16 protein-coding genes are annotated in these 19,540 nt (G+C 51.4%); 7 read left to right on the plus strand and 9 right to left on the minus strand.

Annotated features, from left to right (window positions below):
- Positions 1 to 326 precede the first annotated feature (326 nt).
- Positions 327 to 653 carry a thioredoxin TrxA gene (gene trxA / locus KP22_RS18790; protein ID WP_011095683.1) on the minus strand — a complete coding sequence of 109 codons (327 nt, stop codon included), beginning with the start codon at positions 651 to 653 and terminating at the stop codon, positions 327 to 329.
- Positions 654 to 771: 118 nt separating this feature from the next.
- Here trxA and rhlB point away from each other — a divergent pair, with 118 nt between their 5' ends.
- Together rhlB and ppx are read left to right on the plus strand one after the other, a co-directional pair.
- The gene (gene rhlB, locus KP22_RS18795; RefSeq protein ID WP_039305270.1) at positions 772 to 2,064 is read left to right on the plus strand and encodes an ATP-dependent RNA helicase RhlB; all 1,293 of its coding nucleotides are present in this window, start codon (positions 772 to 774) and stop codon (positions 2,062 to 2,064) included.
- 6 nt (positions 2,065 to 2,070) lie between these two features.
- Positions 2,071 to 3,567 carry an exopolyphosphatase gene (ppx, locus tag KP22_RS18800; protein ID WP_039305273.1) on the plus strand — a complete coding sequence of 499 codons (1,497 nt, stop codon included), beginning with the start codon at positions 2,071 to 2,073 and terminating at the stop codon, positions 3,565 to 3,567.
- A 148-nt stretch (positions 3,568 to 3,715) separates the two neighbouring features.
- Here ppx and rep read toward each other — a convergent pair whose 3' ends face one another.
- Positions 3,716 to 5,737 (minus strand): DNA helicase Rep, encoded by a 2,022-nt coding sequence (gene rep, locus KP22_RS18805; protein ID WP_039325765.1) that lies wholly within the window; start codon positions 5,735 to 5,737, stop codon positions 3,716 to 3,718.
- 159 nt (positions 5,738 to 5,896) lie between these two features.
- Here rep and ppiC point away from each other — a divergent pair, with 159 nt between their 5' ends.
- A complete protein-coding gene (gene ppiC, locus KP22_RS18810; protein WP_039325787.1) occupies positions 5,897 to 6,178 on the plus strand; it encodes a peptidylprolyl isomerase PpiC in 282 nt (93 codons plus the stop codon).
- A gap of 73 nt (positions 6,179 to 6,251) precedes the next feature.
- On the opposite strand, the gene putA is transcribed toward ppiC, so the two are convergent.
- The gene (putA, locus tag KP22_RS18815; protein WP_039325768.1) at positions 6,252 to 10,223 is read right to left on the minus strand and encodes a trifunctional transcriptional regulator/proline dehydrogenase/L-glutamate gamma-semialdehyde dehydrogenase; all 3,972 of its coding nucleotides are present in this window, start codon (positions 10,221 to 10,223) and stop codon (positions 6,252 to 6,254) included.
- 195 nt (positions 10,224 to 10,418) lie between these two features.
- Here putA and putP point away from each other — a divergent pair, with 195 nt between their 5' ends.
- Positions 10,419 to 11,903: a sodium/proline symporter PutP gene (putP, locus tag KP22_RS18820; RefSeq protein WP_039305282.1), complete on the plus strand. Its 1,485-nt coding sequence runs from the start codon at positions 10,419 to 10,421 to the stop codon at positions 11,901 to 11,903.
- Between the two features lie 42 nt (positions 11,904 to 11,945).
- Here putP and KP22_RS18825 read toward each other — a convergent pair whose 3' ends face one another.
- Positions 11,946 to 12,833: a LysR family transcriptional regulator gene (locus tag KP22_RS18825; protein WP_039325770.1), complete on the minus strand. Its 888-nt coding sequence runs from the start codon at positions 12,831 to 12,833 to the stop codon at positions 11,946 to 11,948.
- A gap of 101 nt (positions 12,834 to 12,934) precedes the next feature.
- Between KP22_RS18825 and KP22_RS18830 the strand changes: the two genes are divergently transcribed.
- Positions 12,935 to 13,561: an NADPH-dependent F420 reductase gene (locus KP22_RS18830; protein ID WP_039325773.1), complete on the plus strand. Its 627-nt coding sequence runs from the start codon at positions 12,935 to 12,937 to the stop codon at positions 13,559 to 13,561.
- Between the two features lie 117 nt (positions 13,562 to 13,678).
- Here the strand turns inward: KP22_RS18830 and ilvC are convergent, their stop codons facing one another.
- Positions 13,679 to 15,157 carry a ketol-acid reductoisomerase gene (gene ilvC, locus KP22_RS18835; RefSeq protein ID WP_039325775.1) on the minus strand — a complete coding sequence of 493 codons (1,479 nt, stop codon included), beginning with the start codon at positions 15,155 to 15,157 and terminating at the stop codon, positions 13,679 to 13,681.
- A gap of 166 nt (positions 15,158 to 15,323) precedes the next feature.
- Between ilvC and ilvY the strand changes: the two genes are divergently transcribed.
- Together ilvY and KP22_RS18845 are read left to right on the plus strand one after the other, a co-directional pair.
- Positions 15,324 to 16,214 carry an HTH-type transcriptional activator IlvY gene (ilvY, locus tag KP22_RS18840; protein ID WP_039305292.1) on the plus strand — a complete coding sequence of 297 codons (891 nt, stop codon included), beginning with the start codon at positions 15,324 to 15,326 and terminating at the stop codon, positions 16,212 to 16,214.
- Positions 16,211 to 17,011: a lysozyme inhibitor LprI family protein gene (locus tag KP22_RS18845; protein WP_039305296.1), complete on the plus strand. Its 801-nt coding sequence runs from the start codon at positions 16,211 to 16,213 to the stop codon at positions 17,009 to 17,011. The genes ilvY and KP22_RS18845 overlap by 4 nt, the downstream gene beginning before the upstream one ends.
- 18 nt (positions 17,012 to 17,029) lie before the next feature.
- On the opposite strand, the gene KP22_RS18850 is transcribed toward KP22_RS18845, so the two are convergent.
- The 4 genes from KP22_RS18850 to KP22_RS22010 form a co-directional block, all read right to left on the minus strand.
- Complete coding sequence (locus KP22_RS18850; RefSeq protein WP_039305299.1) at positions 17,030 to 17,773, minus strand: DUF2461 domain-containing protein; 744 nt, start codon at positions 17,771 to 17,773, stop codon at positions 17,030 to 17,032.
- Positions 17,774 to 17,871: 98 nt separating this feature from the next.
- Positions 17,872 to 18,312, minus strand: coding sequence for a lysozyme inhibitor LprI family protein (locus KP22_RS18855; RefSeq protein ID WP_039325777.1), 441 nt, complete (start codon positions 18,310 to 18,312; stop codon positions 17,872 to 17,874).
- Positions 18,309 to 18,899 carry a lysozyme family protein gene (locus tag KP22_RS18860; protein ID WP_039325779.1) on the minus strand — a complete coding sequence of 197 codons (591 nt, stop codon included), beginning with the start codon at positions 18,897 to 18,899 and terminating at the stop codon, positions 18,309 to 18,311. The genes KP22_RS18855 and KP22_RS18860 overlap by 4 nt, the downstream gene beginning before the upstream one ends.
- A gap of 142 nt (positions 18,900 to 19,041) precedes the next feature.
- A complete protein-coding gene (locus KP22_RS22010) occupies positions 19,042 to 19,521 on the minus strand; it encodes an Hcp family type VI secretion system effector (RefSeq protein WP_072012611.1) in 480 nt (159 codons plus the stop codon).
- Positions 19,522 to 19,540: the final 19 nt, after the last annotated feature.

Raw genomic sequence — 19,540 nt, forward strand, 5'->3', positions numbered from 1 at the left:
AACCAATTATTGTAAAACTAGTAGACTGCCCAAATCGGATTACAAATGTGTTGTAAACAACTACTTTGCAAAACAATCATTTCGTAAAACAATCATTTCGTAAAACAAGCATTTTGTAAAACAACGACTTTTCGATTTAGACACAGAATAATGCTTTAGACTCTAACTTTCAGGCTCAAGCCTAAGGGCTTAAACATAGGCAAGTACGATATGCAGTGCTGAAGAATCTAACACGCTTCCCGACGAGCAGCAAGCAGTCAATATGAGAATTGCACATTGCCCGATTGTGCCCGCCGGAAATACCCTTTTGAAGGGTATCAAGCTAATTACAGATTCGCCGTCAGGAACTCTTTCAGTTGCCCTTTGGACAGTGCGCCGACTTTTGTCGCAGCGACTTCGCCATTTTTAAACAGCAGCAGAGTAGGAATACCACGGATACCATATTTTGGTGCGGTAGCTGGGTTTTCATCAATGTTCAGCTTGGTAACCGTCAGTTTACCTTCAAACTCTTCGGCAATTTCATCCAGAATAGGAGCGATCATTTTGCAAGGACCACACCATTCAGCCCAGAAATCAACCAGGGTTGCGCCCTCAGCCTGCAATACTTTCGTGCCAAAGCTGTCATCAGTCAGGTGAATTATTTTATCGCTCATATTTTACTCCGCAGGATTATTTCTACCTTGTTGGTGTAGCATTAACCAACAACAGGTTGACTTTATTTCACCGGATACGCTTTCGTAAAGCAATCGTTAGCTGATATTCTACCACACTATGAGCAAAACACACTTAACTGAACAGAAGTTTTCCGACTTCGCCCTGCACCCGCAGGTTATTGAAGCTCTTGAAAGTAAAGGGTTTCATAACTGTACGCCTATTCAGGCGTTAGCTCTGCCATTAGCTTTGTCAGGGCGTGATGTTGCGGGTCAGGCGCAAACCGGTACTGGCAAGACGCTGGCTTTTCTTGCGTCTACTTTCCATTATCTGCTTTCACACCCTGCAAATGCAGAGCGTCAGACCAATCAACCACGTGCCTTAATTATGGCACCAACCCGTGAACTGGCTGTCCAGATTCACTCCGACGCGGAAGCGCTGTCTCACGCAACTGGGCTAAAATTAGGTTTAGCCTACGGTGGCGACGGCTACGACAAACAGCTTAAAGTGCTGGAAAGCGGCGTTGATATTCTGATCGGCACTACTGGTCGTCTGATCGATTACGCCAAACAAAACCATATCAATCTGGGCGCGATTCAGGTCGTCGTGCTGGACGAAGCAGATCGCATGTACGATCTCGGCTTCATCAAGGACATTCGCTGGCTATTCCGCCGCATGCCCGCAGCGGCACAGCGCCTGAACATGCTCTTCTCCGCTACGCTCTCCTACCGGGTGCGTGAACTCGCGTTTGAACAGATGAATAACGCCGAGTATGTGGAAGTTGAACCGGAACAGAAAACCGGCCATCGCATTAAAGAAGAACTGTTTTATCCGTCCAACGAAGAGAAAATGCGTCTGCTCCAGACCCTGTTGGAAGAAGAGTGGCCGGATCGCTGCATTATTTTCGCCAATACCAAGCATCGCTGTGAAGACATCTGGGGCCATCTGGCTGCCGACGGTCATCGTGTTGGCCTGCTGACAGGCGATGTCGCGCAGAAAAAACGCCTGCGTATTCTGGAAGAATTTACCCAAGGTAATCTGGATATTCTGGTGGCAACGGACGTTGCAGCACGCGGCTTGCATATCCCTTCCGTGACGCACGTTTTCAACTACGACTTGCCGGATGACTGCGAAGACTATGTTCACCGTATTGGCCGTACGGGCCGTGCGGGACAAAGCGGATTCTCTATCAGTCTGGCCTGTGAAGAGTACGCGCTAAATCTCCCGGCTATCGAAACCTATATCGGTCATGGTATCCCAGTCAGCAAATACAACAGTGATGCGCTGATGAGCGATTTACCCGCGCCGAAGCGTTTAACACGTCCACCGCGTTCCAATAATGGTCCGCGCCGACACAATAGTGCGCCACGCCGCAGTGGAGCGCCTCGTAATAACCGTAAACGAGCGGACTAACCGTCGATGCTGAGTTCTTCTTCACTTTACGCTGCCATCGATCTCGGCTCGAACAGCTTCCATATGCTGGTCACCCGGGAAACCGCAGGTAGCATTCAGACGCTGGCGAAAATAAAGCGTAAAGTTCGCCTTGCCGCAGGTCTGGATAAGCAGAATCGGCTCTCACAGGAAGCGATGCAACGTGGCTGGCAGTGCCTACAATTGTTCTCCGAACGGTTGCAGGACATCCCGAAGAAGCAGGTGCGCGTCGTCGCGACCGCAACCCTACGGCTGGCAACGAATGCTGACGAATTTCTGCAACGGGCTCAGGAAATTCTGGGCTTGCCGATTCAGGTTATCAGCGGTGAAGAAGAAGCACGCTTGATTTATCAAGGCGTGGCACATACCACAGGCGGCCCAGATGCACGCTTAGTCGTGGATATCGGTGGGGGTAGTACCGAACTGGCAACGGGGATCGGTGCACAAACGACCCAGTTGATCAGCCTCCCAATGGGATGTGTAACGTGGTTGGATCGCTATTTCGGCGACCGCAATCTGGAAGCAGGCAACTTTGAACGCGCTGAAAATGCAGCGCGTGAGATGCTGCGTCCTGTCGCAGCATCTCTACGTGAGCAAGGTTGGCAAATCTGTGTTGGCGCTTCCGGCACAGTGCAAGCGCTACAGGAAATTATGGTCGCGCAGGGAATGGATGAATACATTACCCTGCCGAAGCTCAGACAGCTTAAAGAGCATGCGATTCAGTGCGATAAGCTGGAAGAATTGGAAATTGAAGGTCTAACGCTGGAACGTGCGCTGGTTTTCCCCAGCGGGCTTGCCATTCTGTTGGCGATCTTCCAGGAGCTAGACATCAAAACGATGACGCTGGCCGGAGGCGCGCTGCGTGAAGGGCTGGTCTATGGCATGCTGGATCTGCCTGTCGATCAAGATATCCGCCACCGCACGCTGGAGACGCTACAACGTCGTTATCTACTGGATACCGAACAGGCTAAACGCGTTAGTACATTGGCAGACAACTTTCTGCAACAGGTTGCCCGTGATTGGCAGTTAGATAGCCGATGTCGTGAGTTACTGCGCAGCGCCTGTCTGGTGCACGAAATCGGTTTGAGCATTGATTTTCGCCAGTCACCCCAGCATGCAGCCTATTTGATTCGCCATAGCGATCTCCCCGGCTTTACGCCAGCCCAAAAGAAATTGTTAGCCACGCTCCTGCAAAACCAGATTAACCCTGTCGATCTCATGCCGCTCAGCCAGCAAAATGCGCTACCGGTCAATCAGGCACAGCGCCTGTGCCGTCTGTTACGTCTGGCAATTATTTTTGCCAGCCGCCGCCGCGATGACACGCTGCCGGCAGTACGGTTACGCGTAGAAGGTGAAGCGTTACGTCTGATTCTGCCTGCTGGCTGGCTGGCTCAACACCCGTTACGAGCAGAAATGCTGGAACAGGAAAGCCGCTGGCAGAGCTACATACACTGGCCGCTAATGCTGGAAGAAACCCCAGCTTAACGGATATATATTATCCCCTAAATAATTCGAGTTGCAGGACAAAACGTGTTCGTTTTGAATAACGCGAAGTGTTAGCCCTTTAAGGCGATGCTCAGAGATGAGCCGAGTATTGCCAACGCACATGCAGCTTGAAGTATGACGGGGATGGTTATTCCCCTTTCGCTTTCGCTAACATCGCTCGGATACTGGCGACGTTCGTCTGACCTTTCTGCATACGCTCTTGTGCGCTAACGACTTTTCTTTCCGTTTCCCACACCACATCATCCTGCGGCAGTTCAAGTAGGAAGCGGCTCGGTTCAGGGCGTATCAATTCGCCATACTGGCGGCGTTCTTTACATAACGTGAAGAACAGCTCTCGCTGAGCACGTGTAATCCCCACGTATGCCAAACGCCGCTCTTCGTCGACGTTATCTTCATCAATACTGCTCTGATGTGGCAACAGGCCTTCTTCCATTCCAACCAAAAAGACGTATGGAAACTCTAAGCCTTTGGATGCATGCAGCGTCATCAGTTGAACCTGATCCTGCTCTTCTTCACTCTCTCCACGTTCCATCATGTCCCGCAGCGTGAAGCGCGTCACCACCTGTGTCAGCGTCATCGGTTCATCCAGCTCGGAGCCTTCCAGCATTTCCGTCATCCAACTAAATAGCTGATTAACGTTCTTCATGCGCATTTCTGCGGCTTTTGGGCTGGGCGAGGTCTCATAGAGCCAGCTTTCGTAGTCCAACCCGTGTATCAGGTCGCGCACGGCTGCCACAGGTTCACGCTCTGCCAGACGGGCGATTTCCGCCAGCCACTGGGTAAACCGTTGCAGGGATTCCAGCCCACGCCCGGTTAGTGACTGGCTCAACCCAAAATCAAAACTCGCGCTGAACAGGCCTTTATTGCGTTGCCCTGCCCACTCGCCCAGCTTCTTCATCGTCGCAGGGCCAATCTCACGTTTGGGCGTGTTCACAATACGTAAGAATGCGCTGTCATCATCTGGATTGGTCAATACACGCAGGTAAGCCAGTAAATCTTTGATTTCAGGTCGGGAGAAAAAGGACGTGCCGCCGGAGATACGATACGGGATGCGGTTCTGCATCAGCATCTTTTCAAACAGACGCGACTGGTGGTTGCCACGATACAAAATGGCATAGTCGCCATACTGCGTCTTTTTAATAAAGTGATGGGCAATCAGTTCGCCCACAACCCTCTCCGCCTCGTGATCTTCGTTGTTGGCGGTAATCACTTTGAGTTCATCACCATAGCCCAGTTCAGAGAACAGCCGCTTTTCAAAGACGTGTGGGTTGTTGGCGATGAGAATATTGGCGGCTTTCAGGATACGCCCGGAAGAGCGGTAATTTTGTTCCAGTTTGATCACGTCAAGCGCGGGAAAATCCTGCTGTAGCAACACCAAATTCTGTGGTCGCGCGCCACGCCAGGAATAAATTGACTGATCGTCATCACCGACGACGGTAAAACGCGCGCGGGTACCGACCAGCAGCTTAACCAGCTCATACTGGCTGGTGTTGGTGTCCTGATATTCATCCACCAGCAGATAACGCAAGCGGTTCTGCCAGCGTTCACGCACCTCTGCATTCTGCTTCAACAATAGCGTGGGAAGCAGAATCAAATCGTCGAAATCCAGTACGTTACAGGCACGCAGATGCTCGTGATAAAGCGAGTAGCAATGTACAAACAGCTTGTCACGTTCAGATCGCGCGGTCGCCGCTGCACCAGGTGGATCGATCAGATCGTTTTTCCAGTTTGAGATCGTCGAGATCAACTGTTGCAACAGAACCTTATCGTTTTCCAGCCACTGCTCCGTGAGCTCTTTCAGCAACGCCATCTGATCCTGATCGTCAAACAGGGAGAAATTAGATTTCATGCCCAGCGCGACATATTCACGTTTGATGATCTCCAACCCCAGTGTATGGAAGGTCGCAATCATCAGACCACGTGTTTCTTTACGCCCCAGCGTTTGCGCCACACGTTCCTTCATCTCACGCGCCGCTTTGTTAGTAAAGGTCACAGCAGCAATGTGCCGCGCCTGATAGCCACACTGACGGATAAGGTGCGCAATTTTATTGGTGATAACGCGGGTCTTGCCTGAGCCTGCGCCCGCCAGTACCAGACAAGGTCCGGTGACGAATTCGACGGCGTGTTGTTGGCTGGGGTTTAAGCGCATAACGATCTTGCTCACTCATAAAACGGAAGGCGATTGTAGCAGAAAGCGGCACCGATCTTGACCGAGGATTTATTATTAAGGAAAGCGCGTCACTGTCCACATCTTGCGTTGCAAATGTTACATTGCGCGCAGGAATCTCTTTTGCAAAAAGGTAACAACATGGCAAATACCGCAGCAGCCCTGCACATCCTGGTGGATACTGAACAGCAGGCTAACGACATTCTTGCTCAACTGGAGAAAGGTGCTGATTTCCAGAAACTGGCGCAGAAACACTCAACCTGTCCGTCAAAACGCAACGGCGGTGATTTAGGTGAGTTTCGTAAAGGCGATATGGTTCCCGCTTTCGATAAAGCGGTGTTTTCCTGTGAATTGCTGAAACCGTTTGGTCCGGTGAAAACCCAGTTTGGTTACCATGTAATCAAGGTGCTGTACCGCAGCTAAGTCATCACCCAGCAGCTCTAAACATAAAAGCGCGCCCACCTTCCGGTTCGGCGCGCTTTTTCTATTGAATACCTTAGCCTATCGTCATCAGGCTGGCATTACCGCCCGCAGCAGCGGTATTGATACTTAGAGAACGTTCAATCAGCAGACGCTCCAGTTGCACATGGGTATCACCCTGCGTGTAGCCCAGCAGCAGAATAATCGGTCCATCGCGTTCTGCTAGCGCCTCGCTGACCTGACGCAAGCGATCGGCATCCCCATGGTAGATGACGCCATGAAAAGACACCTCATCATGCTGTTGCCAGTCATGCGTGAACTGAATGTGCGACTGAACCTCCTCAGGCAAACGGGCATAGAGCATTTGCTCCTGCTCGCCTTCCGGCCACAGCAGTTTCCCACCCGTTGCCAGCACTGCCGCGGCCTGAATCAGACGATCTTCGTCATTATCTGCCAAACACAATATCCGCTCACGCGGCAGCAGCGTGTAGGTATTACTCTCTCCTGTCGGGCCAGCCAACCGTCGCGTTGTTCCGCTGACACTATGCGCTCTGTAACGCTGACACAGCGTCGCCAGATCGTGACGCTCCCCGCCGATCGCCCAATCTTCCAACGCCTGTAGTGCCGCCAACAGCAATGCTTGAGCAGAGGTATCCAGTGTCGGCTCCCGGTTCTGCTGTGCGAATTCTGCCGCAAGCGCGTCATCCGGCCGATGTGCCAACAAGCGGTACAGATAAAGCGGCCCACCCGCCTTTGGCCCGGTTCCCGATAATCCTTCCCCGCCAAAAGGCTGAACGCCAACAACGGCTCCTACCATATTACGGTTCACGTACTGGTTACCCACCTTCGCCCTGTTCGTCACCCGCTGGATAGTTTCATCAATGCGTGTATGCACCCCTAGCGTCAGGCCATAGCCCGCCGCATTAATCTGTTCAATTAGCGTATCCAACTGCTGGCTCTGATAGCGAACGACGTGTAAAACTGGACCAAAAACTTCTTTTTTCAGCTCATCTATGTCAGTCAACTCAATCAGCGTCGGTTTCACAAACGTTCCCCGCTGCCACGCCGACTCATCATGCGGATACGCCGCTTGATACACCGTATGACCTTTCGCCCGCATCGTTTGAATATGTTGATCCACGTTTTCTTTCGCCTCGGCATCAATCAGTGGGCCGATATCGGTCGATAGTCGCTCAGGATTCCCCATTCGGCACTCTGCCATCGCGCCACGCAGCATAGCCAGCGTGCGATCCGCAATGTCCTCTTGCAGGCACAAAAGGCGCAGTGCCGAACAACGCTGTCCGGCGCTGTCGAACGCTGAAGCGATCACATCATTCACTACTTGTTCCGTCAGCGCGGACGAGTCGACAATCATGGCGTTCAGGCCCCCCGTCTCAGCAATCAGCGGCGTCAAACGTCCCTGTGGATCTAGCCTGCCAGCAATGCTACGTTGCAAAATTTTGGCCACAGCCGTCGAACCGGTAAACACTACGCCACGTACCCGTTCGTCGTTCACCAACGCAGCACCGATCGTTTCCCCCTGTCCCGGCAGCAGTTGCAATACGCCAGTGGGAACACCCGCTTCATGCAAAATACGTACGGCCTGCGCCGCAATCAGCGGCGTTTGTTCAGCTGGTTTCGCCAATACGCTGTTGCCTACCGCCAGCGCCGCAGAAATTTGTCCGGTAAAGATCGCCAGCGGGAAATTCCACGGGCTAATGCAGACGACGGGCCCCAGCGGACGATAAGTATCATTGGAGAAAGTTTCCCGAATCTGCCCTGCGTAATAGCGTAAGAAATCTACCGCTTCGCGTACTTCCGCAATCGCGTTACTGAAGGATTTACCTGCTTCCCGCACCAGCAACCCCAGCAGGCTTTGCAACTGCTCTTCCATCAGCGATGCGGCTCGATTCAATATTGCGGCACGCTCTGTGGGCGGCGTGGCAAACCAGATGGTGCCAGCATGTACCGCCGTCGCTAGCGCCAATTCAACATCAGCGATGGAGGCATCGCGAACATAACCCACCACATCGCGCCCATCGGCGGGATTCACCACGGGCTTTTGTTCGCTAGCTTCGCTTTTCTCTTCAATCATCGGCTCGGCATACCACGGCCGCACCGCATGGCTCAGCAACGCGCTGGAGAGCGAAGCCAACCGATGCTCATTCGAGAGATCCAGCCCACTCGAATTTTTCCGCTCCTGACCATATAGCTGACGCGGCAGAGGAATGCGGGGATGCGGTGCGCCCATGCTCCACTCCACTTTTGCCAACGCCTCTACGCCGCGAATCGGATCGGCAATTAGCGTTTCCAGCGCCATTGACGTATCCGCAATACGATTAACAAATGAGGTATTCGCGCCGTTTTCCAATAGTCGTCGCACCAGATAAGCCAGTAACGTTTCATGGGTTCCGACCGGAGCGTAGATACGACACGGACGGTTCAGTTTACCGTCCGCAACCGCGCCCACCACCTGATCATAGAGTGGTTCCCCCATGCCGTGCAGGCACTGGAATTCATACTGACCGGGATAATAATTGTTGCCCGCCATGTGGTAGATCGCGCTTAACGTCTGCGCATTGTGTGTGGCGAACTGCGGGTAAATCAGATTGGGTACGGCCAATAGCTTGCGGGCGCAGGCCAGATAAGACACATCGGTATAAACCTTGCGTGTGTAGACTGGATAGCCCTCCAACCCATCAACCTGCGCCCGTTTGATTTCACTGTCCCAGTACGCCCCCTTCACTAGACGAATCATCAGACGTCGATGGCTGCGCTGTGCCAGCTCAATCAGCGCATCGATAACATACGGGCAGCGCTTCTGGTAAGCCTGAATCACAAACCCGATACCGTTCCACCCCACCAACTGAGGCTCCATACAGAGTTTTTCCAGCAGATCGAGTGAGATCTCCAGTCGATCCGCTTCCTCAGCATCAATATTGATCCCGATATCGTACTGCCGCGCCAGCAGCGTCAGTGATAACAGGCGTGGGTACAACTCATCGACCACACGATCATACTGCGCACGGCTATAGCGCGGATGCAGCGCTGATAGCTTGATGGAGATGCCCGGTCCTTCATAAATTCCACGCCCGTTTGAGGCTTTGCCGATAGCGTGAATCGCCTGCTGATAGGCCGTCAGGTAGGCGGCGGCATCGTGCGCCGTCAGCGCCGCTTCACCTAACATATCGTAAGAGTAACGGAAGCCTTTATTTTCCCGTTCTCGGGCGTTAGCCAGCGCCTCACCGATGGTTTCCCCGGTGACAAACTGCTCTCCCATCAGCCGCATGGCCATATCGACACCTTTGCGGACGAGCGGCTCACCGCGTTTACCGATAATGCGGTTCAGAGAATGAGACAGATGTGATTCATTGTGTGTCGCCACCAGCTTTCCGGTAAACAATAGCCCCCAAGTTGCGGCATTCACGAAAAGCGATGGACTGTGCCCAAGATGAGCCTGCCAGTTCCCTCGGCTGATTTTGTCGCGGATCAGCGCATCGCGTGTAGATTTATCAGGAATACGCAGCAACGCTTCGGCTAAACACATCAGCGCCACACCTTCCTGAGAAGAAAGTGAAAATTCCTGTAGCAGCCCTTGCACAATGCCCGCACGACCATTTCCGACCTTCTGATTGCGTAATTTCTCTGCCAGTCGATAAGCCAGTTTCTGGGTTAACTGCGACATTTCGTCGGTAAGTCTTGCCTGTTCAAGCAAGATAGGCACCAGTTCACTTTCAGGACGGCGATAAGCAGACGTTATCGCGGCGCGGGTAACTGACTGGGGAAAAACCTGTTCGGCGAAATCAAGAAAGGGTTGGTGGGTTTCTTCTTCCCGAGATTGCGGCATAATCTCTTCCGCTTCAATGCGGTTGATGTTAGCCGATTGAGGTATTTCAGGAGTGTCGAGGCCACTTTCGAGGCGTTCGAGGTAATGGAAAATAGCCTGTTTGATCAGCCAATGCGACGTGCGATCAATACGCTGTGCGGCGGTCTTGATACGCTCGCGCGTTTCCTGATCGAGTTTTACACCCATCGTGGTAGAGCCCATAGAGTCCACTCCTGTAATGAGAAGATGCACATCGGGATACTGTCAATATCGACCATGTTGCAACTTTGTGCAACCTTGTTAACAAATGAAATGGTTGCTGCCCGTAATCATCTTCAGACCTCGTTCCGGCCTGAGTGATTACGATAAAACACAGCGTCGCCGCGACGGCGGCACGAAAAAAATGTGGAGAGTTAAATGACAATAAGCACACCCATGTTGGTGACGTTTCTGGTGTACATTTTCGGGATGGTCCTCATCGGCCTGTTTGCCTACCGCGCTACCAATAATTTTGGCGATTACATTCTGGGCGGACGTCGGATGGGTAGCGTGGTGACTGCCCTGTCGGCTGGTGCTTCTGATATGAGCGGCTGGCTGCTGATGGGGTTGCCGGGTGCCATTTTCATTTCCGGTATTTCTGAAAGCTGGATCGCGATTGGTCTGACGTTAGGCGCCTACCTGAACTGGAAATGGGTCGCTGGACGCCTGCGCGTACACACCGAAATAAACCACAACGCACTCACCCTGCCTGACTATTTCACCCACCGTTTTGAAGATAACAGCAAATTGCTGCGTGTGATCTCCGCGTTAGTTATTCTGGTTTTCTTCACCATCTATTGCGCATCCGGCGTCGTCGCGGGGGCTCGTCTGTTTGAAAGTACCTTTGGCATGAGCTACGGCACCGCACTATGGGCAGGAGCCGCAGCGACCATCGCCTATACCTTCATCGGCGGCTTTCTGGCGGTAAGCTGGACGGACACGGTTCAGGCCAGCCTGATGATTTTCGCTCTGATCCTGACGCCAGTGATGGTCATTTTATCACTGGGAGGAATAGACACCTCACTCATGGTGATTGAAGCGAAAAACCCAGCCAATCTGGATATGTTTAAAGGGCTGAATTTTGTCGCCATTATCTCGCTGATGGGCTGGGGCCTGGGCTATTTCGGCCAGCCGCATATTCTGGCGCGTTTTATGGCTGCGGACTCACACCACACCATTCACAGCGCGCGCCGCATCAGTATGACCTGGATGATTCTTTGTCTGGCCGGTGCAGTGACGGTGGGCTTCTTCGGCATCGCTTACTTCAACACTAACCCGGATCAGGCAGGTAACGTGGCGAAAAATAGCGAGCGCGTCTTTATCGAGCTGTCCATGCTGCTGTTCAATCCGTGGATTGCCGGCATTCTGCTGTCTGCGATTTTAGCTGCTGTCATGAGTACGCTGAGCTGCCAGCTTCTGGTGTGCTCCAGTGCCATAACCGAAGATTTGTACAAACCATTCCTGCGTAAAAACGCCAGTCAGAAAGAATTGGTATGGGTAGGACGCGCGATGGTGCTATTAGTCGCGATCATTGCTATCGCGCTGTCGCTGAACCCTGAAAACCGTGTACTGGGTCTGGTGAGCTATGCCTGGGCAGGTTTCGGTGCCGCCTTCGGACCGGTGATTTTGATTTCTCTGCTATGGCCACGTATGACGCGCAACGGCGCGCTGCTCGGTATGATAGTGGGTGCAGCAACCGTACTGATCTGGAAACAGTACGCCTGGCTGGGCCTGTATGAAATCATCCCCGGATTCATCTTCAACAGCCTGACCATTTTTATCGTCAGTCTGCTGGGTAAAGCGCCATCAAAAACGATTACCGACCGTTTCAATCAGGCAGAAGCGGAATACCAGTCCGTTTAGTCATAACACCCGTGGCACAATCGCTGTGCCACGGGCTCATTTTTATCCGAAATTGGCTCTGACAGCGTCGACAAAGGTTTTAATTTTAACCGCCGATCGCCGTCCCATCGGCACCATGACATGAACCGGACGGGCAGGCCCGTTATAGTCAGGCAGCACCTGAACCAGACGCCCTCGGTCAATCTCCTTACGTAACACAGCCTCTGGCCCAAGCGTGATACCGTAGCCCGCTATCGCAGCATGTAGCAGCGCATTCCAGTCATTAGCAAAAAGCCTACCTTCTGGCCTAACTTCTTCAGGCTTCCCATCCTTCTGAAATCCCCACCGACAAGACGTGGCGACGGCGCGTGCACCATAAATAAGGCACGCGTGGTGTGAGAGACTCGATGGGGTATCCGGCGATCCTTCACGCGCCAGATAGTCAGGCGACGCGCAAGCGATCAACGAATAAGGCCGAAGCGGCCAGGCTACCATTGAACTATCCGCCAATTCACCGATGCGAATGATGACTTCAAACCCCTCTTCAATGGGATCGACAATGCGATCATTCAACGTCAGCGCAATTTGCGTGTCAGGATAACGCGAGAGATAGCGCGTGATAAACGGAGCGAGCAGATGTGATCCCCAGGTAACAGGAGCATTCACCTGAATGATACCGGAAGGTGTCACCTGCATTTCACGGGCAATCGCATCGGCGTCCTCCGCTTCGGCAAGTACAACCTTGCAGCGCTCGTAATAGCGCAGGCCGATATCCGTTAGGCTCTGTTTACGCGTAGTACGGTTCAGTAACCGGACCCCAAGCCTCGCTTCGAGCCATGCCACTTGCTTCGCCACCATCTGTGGTGAGATGCCCAGTACCTCTGCGGCAGCGGCAAAAGACCCCAACTCCGACGCTTTAACAAAGATGTTCATACTGGTCAGTCGATCCATGATTCGCTCATATTTGTTGTTTGTTTTATCTTAAAAGCACGATTTATCTTCAAATTGTAGGCAATTAAGATTCTCTTCTCAAAAGCATTAAGGAGAAAAGGATGAAAATTGGCATTATTGGCGCAGGCTTTGTTGGGCGGGCGATAGCGAAACTAGCGCTTCAGAACGGTCATCAGGTCATGCTCAGCAACTCGCGCGATCCCCAGTCGCTTTTCAGCCTCCGTCCCATGATCGGCTGCGATATCGGCACCGCCACTCAGGCAGCACTATTTGGCGACATTATCGTGATCGCTGTTCCCTTTACAGCCATCGATAAGCTCCCTGAGCAGGCTTTACAGGGCAAATCCGTCGTCGATGCCGTCAACTACTATACCGAGCGTGATGGCGAGGTAACCGCACTTGATACGCGCAGTACTACCACCAGCGAACTACTGGCTGGTTATTTACCAGGCGCAAAGATTACCAAAGCATTCAATGCCATTCCTATGACGCAGCTTGAAAGTGATGGTTTACCTGCGGGTTCTACTCATCGCCGGGCGCTACCGATTGCGGGTGATCATGAGCAGGAAAAAGCCATGGTGGCCGAACTCTATGATGCCTTCGGGTTTGATGTCGTCGATGCAGGAAAATTGTCTGAAGGATGGCGCTTTGAAAGGAACATGCCGTCTTACTGTGTACGTATGACAAAGGCTGAATTGACCAATGCGCTGGCACTTTCCTCACGCTAAAACAGCCGATACGTGACGTAGATAGCGCAGGCTAAGTGATAACGACGGATAAAAAAATGCTGCTCCCAAGGGAGCAGCATCGCAATCATCGTGTTTCGGTGAACGTAAAAGCGAACATTAACCTGCGACAGCGATACGCTTCATGTCTTTCATGTAGCCGCGCAGCTTGTGGCCCACGGTTTCGATCGGATGGTTACGAATAGCTTCGTTAACATCACGCAGTTGCGCGTTGTCCACTTCAGTGCCCGCGACAGCTTTGCCCAGATCGCCCGGTTGCAGAGATGCCATGAACGCCTCTTTCAGCAACGGAACAGCAGCGTTAGCAAACAGGTAGTTACCGTATTCTGCGGTATCTGAGATAACCACGTTCATTTCATACAGACGCTTACGCGCGATGGTGTTGGCGATCAGCGGCAGCTCATGCAGTGATTCGTAGTAAGCCGATTCTTCGATAATGCCGGAGCTCACCATGGTTTCAAACGCCAGCTCAACGCCCGCTTTTACCATCGCAACCATCAGCACGCCGTTATCAAAGTATTCCTGCTCAGCGATTTTACCGTCGAACTGCGGTGCGTTTTCGAACGCGGTTTTACCGGTCTCTTCACGCCAGGTCAGCAGTTTCACGTCATCGTTCGCCCAGTCAGCCATCATGCCGCCGGAGAATTCACCGGAGATGATGTCATCCATGTGTTTCTGGAACAGCGGAGCCATAATGTCTTTCAGTTGCTCAGACAGTGCATAAGCGCGCAGTTTCGCCGGGTTAGACAGGCGATCCATCATCAGCGTAATACCCCCCTGCTTCAGCGCTTCGGTGATGGTTTCCCAGCCGAACTGAATCAGTTTTTCTGCATACGCAGGATCGGTGCCTTCGGAAACCAGTTTGTCGAAGCCCAGCAGAGAACCGGCCTGCAACATACCACACAGGATAGTTTGCTCACCCATCAGGTCAGATTTCACTTCTGCAACAAAAGAGGATTGCAGGACGCCAGCACGGTGACCGCCAGTTGCCGCAGCCCAGGCTTTGGCGATTGCCATGCCTTCGCCTTTTGGATCGTTTTCAGGGTGAACCGCGATCAGCGTCGGTACACCAAAACCACGTTTGTATTCTTCACGCACTTCCGTACCTGGGCACTTCGGTGCCACCATCACTACGGTAATGTCTTTACGGATTTGCTCGCCGACTTCAACAATGTTGAAACCGTGAGAGTAGCCCAGCGCTGCGCCCTGTTTCATCAGCGGCTGTACTGCCTGAACCACTGCGGAGTGCTGTTTGTCCGGCGTCAGGTTAACGATCAGATCGGCCTGCGGGATCAGATCTTCGTAAGTACCAACGGTGAAACCGTTTTCGGTCGCTTTGCGCCATGAAGCACGTTTTTCGGCAATGGCTTCAGCACGCAGGGCATAAGCGATATCCAGACCAGAATCGCGCATGTTCAGACCCTGATTCAGACCCTGAGCACCACAACCGACGATCACCACTTTTTTCCCTTTCAGGTAGCTCGCCTCATCGGCAAATTCATCACGCCCCATAAAGCGGCACTTGCCCAATTGATCCAGCTGCTGACGCAGGTTTAATGTGTTGAAATAGTTAGCCATGTCGTGCTCCGTATACGGTTTTGTTTGTCTGTTATTCAGAAAAGGATTCCCGCCAGATGGGAATTCACTATGACCCCATCATATGACAGGAATTGCGTTGCTGAAATTGATATATTAGCAACGTCACATTGCACTATTTGCAAGATAAAAACGGGGCCTGCATCGCATGGATTTACGTGATCTCAAATTATTCCTGCATCTGGCAGAAAGCCGACACTTTGGCCGTACTGCCAAGGCGATGCACATCAGCCCATCCACGCTGTCACGGCAAATTCAGCGGCTGGAAGAGGATTTAGGGCAAACGCTGTTTCTGCGCGATAACCGTACCGTGCAGCTCACCGATGCCGGAGAGCACCTGAAGCTGTTCGCTCAGCAAACGCTGCTGCAATACCAACAGCTACGCCACACGATAGACCCGCACGGGCCGTCATTAAGCGGAGAACTGCGGATCTTCTGTTCCGTCACCGCCGCCTACAGCCATCTGCCGCCGATTCTCGATCGCTTCCGAGCGCTGCATCCGCTGGTGGAAATTAAACTGACAACTGGCGATGCTGCCGATGCCGTTGAGAAAATTCAGTCGAATGATGGGGATTTGGGGATTGCAGGACGCCCGGAAGCGCTACCTACGAGCGTTGACTTCATGCCGCTCGATAAACTGCCTCTGGCGCTGATTATCCCAGCACTTCTCTGCCCCGTGCAATCGCTGGTGCGCCAATCCGACCCGGACTGGTCGCAGATTCCGTTCATCCTGCCGGAACACGGCCCGGTGCGTAAGCGTATCGATCAGTGGTTCCGCCGCCACCGCATCACCAATCCACAGATTTACGCCACCATCTCCGGGCATGAAGCGATGGTATCAATGGTCGCGCTGGGCTGTGGCATCGCGTTGATTCCAAACGTCGTACTGGAGAACAGCCCTGAACCGGTACGCAACCGTGTCTCTGTCTTTATCGAACAGGTGATGGAACCGCTTGAGCTGGGCGTCTGCGTACAGAAAAAACGGCTTAGCGAACCGCTAATTTCCGCCTTTTGGGACATATTACAGGACACACCATGAAGATAGCCTTCATTGTCATCGCCGCCGCAGGGATGACGCTCGCCTCTCTCAGCCACCCTGCGCAAGCCGCCAGTTTCCCCTGTGAAAAAGCCGCCTCTGTGCAGGAAAAGCTGATTTGCGCCAGCCCGTTGCTCGGGCAACTAGATGAAGAACTGGCGCAAGCATGGAAAATATCCCGCGCGTCTCTGACGACGTACGGCAACAGCGCGCCGTGGGAGAAAATGCTCAACCAGTTTCAGCGTAGCTGGCTTACCACGCGCGATCAATGCAAAGACGAGGACTGCCTGCGACAGCGTTATCAGCAGCAGTTAAATCGGCTGCGCTACCTAAATGACATTGCGCAGCACGCTTTACCTTCACCGATTACCCCAGTGAAAAGTACGTCCTGTTTCCACGGTTCGTTCAGCTATACATATGTGATGTCAGGGCTTTCCGCCGAGGAGTACCGCGATCTGGGGGATTATTTTCGAGAAATGTATGACCAAAAAGCACCCTACCACGCCGTCAGCCTGACGATGACCAACCAACGTGGCAAGATTGAGGGCGGTGCTTCCATTGCATTCCGCTACGGTAACAAGCTGGATGATTCCGACTTCACCGCCCGTCAGATGAGCGATAGGCAAGCCATTGGCAAAGGTGAAAGCAGCTTCGGTCAGCAGGTGAAAATACTGCTCACCTGCATTGACGATGATCATCTGCAAATCGCCACCTTCGGCAGCAACCAGGAGGAAGGCTACCTGTTTAACTATCTGTTGGAGCGCGATGAAATTCCACTGAAGCAGGAACGAACACCGTAGCGTTAGCGAGCTCTGGCTCTAGCGTTCAAACCACTTATCCGCCGAAAATGCCCGCGTATCGAGCTCTGCTTCCTGCGCGGCTTTCTTCATGGTTTCAATATTCATCAGGTAATGATAGAGCGGTTCAAGCTGGGTAAACCCCTGAGACAGAACTGCTACGAGGTCACCGGAAAACAGCGCTTCCATATCCTGCCGGGTACATATCGCGGCAAACGATTTACGGTTATACCAGTTAGCTAATTCCGGCTCCTGGTCTTTAATCAGCGGGCGTTTATAACTTTCGCCCTCCAGCGTGAAGGTATTTCCCAGACAGCTTGCAACCTCAAGAAACTGCGGTGAATTACCACGCAGCGTCTGACGAAACAAATCCATCGTATTCCGCGTCGCACTGTAATAGCCAAGCCCGTAGCGCCAGGTGTCCGGCGTGATTTCAAAGAAATACACCGGCGCGTCCGTCCAGTCTTTACGAGTACGTTTGAAAGTGAGCCACATATGGCTGCGATAGCGGGATTTATCGTGAGAAAAACGCGTGTCGCGGTGAATACGGGAGAGCGTTTTGCCGATGGCAGGACGCGTTTCAAAGTGGTCGTCAATTTGTAACATGGTCAGACTGAGTTCATCCACCAGCGTGCGGAATGGCGCAACCAGTTGCTCATCGTAAAGCGCACGATGCTCGTCAAACCACGCTTTATCGTTGTACTGACGCACCTGCTGAAGAAACGTTAACCCCGCTTGAGAAAAGCCCGTGAACTGCGTTGCCATAAAAATGCCATCCCTGTTGCTGTCAGATGACATAAAGATAACGCCGCCGACGGTGAAACACCATCGGCGGCGTGACACACTTATCCAAAGGATGAGTATTAAGGGATATTGAGCTCACCGTCTAGCGACTCGATCCGTCTGTAGTTTTCTACCGCCTCGCAAAGATCTTTATTTGATAAATAAACGGGGCTATCTTTTTCGAACGGGTGTCCCTTATATGCACAACGATGGACGACATAATTTTTCCACGCGGCTTGATCTGCTTTAAAAAGCTTAACTGCATCTTCCTCACCTTCCATAGTTATAAGTTTGGATAGAAAGCTTATTGCTTCTTTATTTTTTTGTTCTAATTTTTTTGTAGAATCAGCAAGCATTCGGTCAGTGCAAATGTAAATTTCATGATAGTTTTCCCCTTTCATTATATCCTTACATAACGTTTTTTCCATTAATTCCAGTTTACTCAGGTAAATTTCACTAAATGCAGGAGATATACCGTTCACAGCAAATAGTATCAACATACATAAATAGATATTTCTCATTTTTTCATCCTTAAATAACCCGCTCGATTTCTTCCAGCCTCAAACTTTAACAAATAAGCATCACTCTCTATTTTCTTTATTAAGAGATCGATATCATTCTTTGCAGCGATCGGAATTGTCGTTTCCCCATAGATTCCTTGATAGGCCAGATCCACCAGAATATCTCTGATGGCGGGGTGAAGTTCAGTCCAATCGACCCTATCGGGTACATTAGCGGAATAATGTACGTATCGCTTCTTTGCTATTTCTATATAACCACCATAAATGATATTAAACAGCTCCATCTGTTGCTGATGCGTAATCACACCAATTTTTTCTTTATACATTTTAACGAAAGTGGCGGCGGCACCGCCTTTTAACCCAGCCCCCGTCGCGATTAAACTCGCTTTTTCACTCCCAATACCAACTCTGAGCATATCCGAATAAATTTCGCCCTTGGTTCTATTCCCCATATCATATCCTCGCCCCAACGTCACACCAGATTTATCATTTCCTGGCCAGTGAATGACTCGGCTAAAATCACGACTATTAGGAATATCATTCCCTTCGCCATCAAAGGTTATTTGTCCTTGAGGTACTCTTAGCATTGAGTAAGTTCCTTTTCATTAATACGCAGTATCAATGTGCGAAATTAATTAGCATCTCTTTAGGGCAGTGATGAATTAGCTAATAAAATCAGCCATAGATAACATAATTATCAATGGCTGTATGTTTTATTGCCAAATAAAACTAAATACCACTATCATTCCAGATGCTATAACCTGATGTTCCCGCCACTTTATGCTCCCATGATATAGAACCATATTTTAATAAAACCTTCTCGTATGGCATGACGTCATTATCATTAATCGAATGCGGATAACTACAAGAAATGTCAACAATACGGGAATCTGTTAATTTAATGACATAAAACAACTCTAATTGCCCGGCGGCATTTATCCTATACAAAAAGAAATTTGCACTTAGCTTTTCATTGGAAGAGGTAGAAACACCCAGCAACGGTGACGATTTATCGATAAGTTTAATTATTTCAACGGGATGACAAGATAGATTATCAGCATGACTCATTGAGTGATTTAAACTTAACACCTGAATCTGATCTTCATGACCAATTTGGCTTCTGTTACCAATTGACTGTAATGTTGAACAGCCAGAAGAAATTAATCCTTGCTTATCACCCGTCAACTCTAAATAGATAATACTCGACATTTTTAGCAGCCTCTAAGAA

The organism is Pectobacterium betavasculorum, from assembly GCF_000749845.1.
GTDB lineage: Bacteria > Pseudomonadota > Gammaproteobacteria > Enterobacterales > Enterobacteriaceae > Pectobacterium > Pectobacterium betavasculorum.